3 protein-coding genes are annotated in these 3,363 nt (G+C 43.4%); 1 reads left to right on the forward strand and 2 read right to left on the reverse strand.

Annotation, left to right across the window (positions count from 1 at the left end; genetic code table 11):
• The first annotated feature begins 28 nt into the window (after nt 1-28).
• A complete protein-coding gene (locus AM305_RS01545) occupies nt 29-859 on the forward strand; it encodes an urease accessory protein UreD (RefSeq protein ID WP_005822531.1) in 831 nt (276 codons plus the stop codon).
• Nucleotides 860-880: 21 nt separating this feature from the next.
• On the opposite strand, the gene modF is transcribed toward AM305_RS01545, so the two are convergent.
• A complete protein-coding gene (gene modF, locus AM305_RS01550) occupies nt 881-2,332 on the reverse strand; it encodes a molybdate ABC transporter ATP-binding protein ModF (RefSeq protein ID WP_005822533.1) in 1,452 nt (483 codons plus the stop codon).
• Nucleotides 2,333-3,283, reverse strand: a complete 951-nt coding sequence (fmt, locus tag AM305_RS01555; protein ID WP_005822535.1) for a methionyl-tRNA formyltransferase — start codon at nt 3,281-3,283, stop codon at nt 2,333-2,335.
• Between the last annotated feature and the right edge of the window lie 80 nt (nt 3,284-3,363).

The raw sequence follows: 3,363 nt of genomic DNA on the forward strand, positions 1-3,363 counted from the left end.
GCGGGGATAAACCCCGCCCCTACATAAAATGAATAGTAAACTTTTAATCTCAACCAAACTCACCCCAAGCGGCAATACCCAGCTTGATGACTATTTTGTTTCGCCTCCGTTTAAATTGATGACGTTGCCGGATTATTCCACAAACAAAGCAGAGGCATGGCAAAAGGGTTTGAATGCAATGCAGATGTCTTCATCGCCCGGCTTGCTTGGTGGCGACAGTTTGGATATTAAAATTTCATTGCGAAAATCGACTGCACTTACACTTACTACACAGGCATTTACCCGTGTGCAAGCGATGAATGAAGGCGAATTTGCCGAGCAAATCACACAAATTCAGCTGGCAGAAGCCAGCCGTTTATTTTATTTGCCGCACCCGCTGGTGTTGCATAAAGACTCGGCATTAAAGCAAAAAACGACCATCGAAATGGCGGAGAACAGCGAACTGATTTATGGCGAAATTGTGGCGATTGGGCGTGTGCTTAATGATGAACGTTTTGCGTTCCGCCAGTTTTCTTCCCATTTGAAAATTTATGCGTTGCAAAAAAATGGCGAAAAACGACCGTTTGTTTCTGACTGTATTCAGTGGTTACCAAGCAAAATGACGCTAACCGCCTTAAGCCAAATGGAGGATTATAGCCATCAGGGTTCGCTGACGTATTTGAATTTATCCAAAAGTGCGCTGGAAATCAAAGCGATGTTGAAGCAACTTCAAGAGACGTTTACCAGCAGTGAAAATCTGTTGATCGGACTTTCACAACTCAATGAAGGTGGATTGATGGTACGAGTGTTAGGACACCGTGCAGAGCAGATTCAGCAGTTGTTTGATGAGATTGGTAGCATTTGTAAAAAAGCGGTCTAAAATGACCGCTTATTTTGCAATTTAAGGTTTAATTTGGGTTTGCTGATAGCGATATCCTTTATCTATTTCCACAAACTCAAACAAATGCGTAATACAATTTGGCGCATCGCTATCTTGGTGGGAAACAAACAACAGTTGCGTTTGGCTATTCTCAACCAGTTGCTCAATAAATTGTTTAACTAATTTACGATGGAGACCGTCTAGCCCCTGTAGTGGTTCATCTAAAATCAAAATCGGTGGATGTTTAACCATTGCACGAACAATCAGCAGTAAACGTTGTTGCCCCCACGAGAGTGTGCGAAACGGTTTATTTACCATATGATCTAAATTAACGCGAGCCAGCCATTCCATCGCTTTGAGTTTGATCGCTGTGGGAATTTGTTGGTAAATCCCAATGGAATCGAAGAAACCGGAAATAATCACATCAAGCACCGAGCTATTTACCCGATAATCCATATGTAATTGGCTGCTGACATAGCCGATGTTTTTCTTAATATCCCAAATCGTTTCCCCCGATCCTCGTTGCTGCCCGAATAAACGGACTTTATTGGCATAGGCTTGAGGGTGATCACCGGTAATCAGCGAAAGCAAGGTTGATTTCCCTGCGCCGTTTGGACCTTTTATCCACCAATGTTGATGAGGTTCGACCGTCCAGCTTAATTTGTCCAAAATGATTTTCTCACCATATTGAATGGTCACCTCTTTTAGTTCAAAGGGGTTGATGTTTGGCTCAAGGGCAATCACTGGCGTTGCTCGACTCGGTAATGGCGTATGAAGATGATTTTCTGCAAATTGTAATTGAGAATAGACCGCTTGTTGTTCTATGGCTGAGCGAGTGCCTTGTAAAACCAACTGGAGATTATCCAAAAGAGCAAGGTGTGTTGCACAAGCCGGAATATCATTAAATCGGTTTGAAATCAGGACTATCGCCATTTTGCCCACAAGTTCTGCCAACAGCGTTTTCCAGTAGGTAACGGATTGTTGATCAAGCCCTTCAAAGGGTTCATCTAAAATTAAGAGATCTGGCTCACTGACCAACATTTTGCAAAAAAGTACTTTGCGGCTTTCGCCCGTGGAAAGGTGGATAAACGGGCGATCTAAAAATGCCTCAATATGTAATTTTCGTGCATATTGTTCGCATAATTGTGTTTTTTCACTGCCATTTAAGATCACTTGGCGTGCGGTTAAACCGAAGTCATCAGGCGAAACGGTATCGTTATTACGGTCTTTGAAAATCTGCGTGATGATTTTTTGCTGTTGTTCAAAAGAGAGCAGCGCAATCCGTGAAAATGTATTTTGGTATTCGCCGATATAGCAAGGGATTTCTCCGGCAAGGGCTTGTGCCAATGCGCTTTTGCCTGAACCATTGCCACCTACTACGATCCAAAATTCGGCTGAGCGAATGGTAAGTTGGTCAATAATCAGCTTGCGATGTTGGTATAACGAAAATTGCGCCTGATGAATGGATAACATTTAGAGTTTTTCTCCGACCATGAACCAATCTGCACGACCGTTCAAGAAATCTTGAACAGACATCGGTTTTTTGCCTTGTGGTTGTAGCTGGGTAATGTTTAACACGCCTTCATGAGTGGCAATTTGAATACCTTTTTTCTCCACCGCAAGAACGGTGCCGGCCTCTTTAGCTTGATGTGGTAAAACATCCGCTTGATAAACTTTAATGCGCTCTTCCACACCATTTACGGGTAGCGTTAAATACGCAATAGGCGCAGGGTTGAACGCTCGAATGTTACGTTCAAGCTGGCAAGCGGTTAAATTCCAGTCGAGTTTTGCTTCTTCCTTCGTGAGCTTTTCTGCATAGTTTGCCAACGCTTCCTCTTGTTTTTCCGGCTTAAAGCGTTGCTCACTTAAACCGTCTAAAACCTCAAGTAGTGCCGGTGGCGCTAATTCTGCTAATTTAGCATAAAGAGAGGCAGAGGTTTCTTGCGGATCGATAGCAGTGGTTACTTTGTGCAGCATATCGCCGGTATCTAACCCTATGTCCATTTGCATAATCGTTACACCGGTTTCTTGATCGCCTGCCCAGATCGAACGTTGAATTGGCGCAGCACCTCGCCAGCGAGGGAGAAGTGAACCGTGTACGTTTAAGCAACCGTATTTCGGTGCATTTAAGACCGCTTCCGGCAAAATCAAACCATAAGCGACCACAACCATCACATCGGCATTTAATGCTTTAAGTTCAGCTTGCGCCTCTTCTTTACGGAGAGATTTAGGCTGATAAACAGGAATTTGGTGGGCTTCGGCAAGCTGCTTGACCGGACTTGCTTGCAGTTTTTTACCTCGTCCGGCTGGTTTATCCGGCTGGGTGTAAACGGCAATTACATTGTGTTCGGAATTTAAAAGGGCTTGTAAGTGTTGCGCAGCAAAATCAGGCGTGCCGGCAAAAATAATATTTAATTTTGACATTGTATTTAAAAGGTAAAATGAAACGTAGGGAAATTTTATCAGAAAAAAGAAGCGGTATTATGTAGCAGTTGCACAAAATT

It is taken from the genome of Actinobacillus minor NM305, assembly GCF_000175195.1.
Taxonomy (GTDB): Bacteria; Pseudomonadota; Gammaproteobacteria; order Enterobacterales; family Pasteurellaceae; genus Haemophilus_A; species Haemophilus_A minor.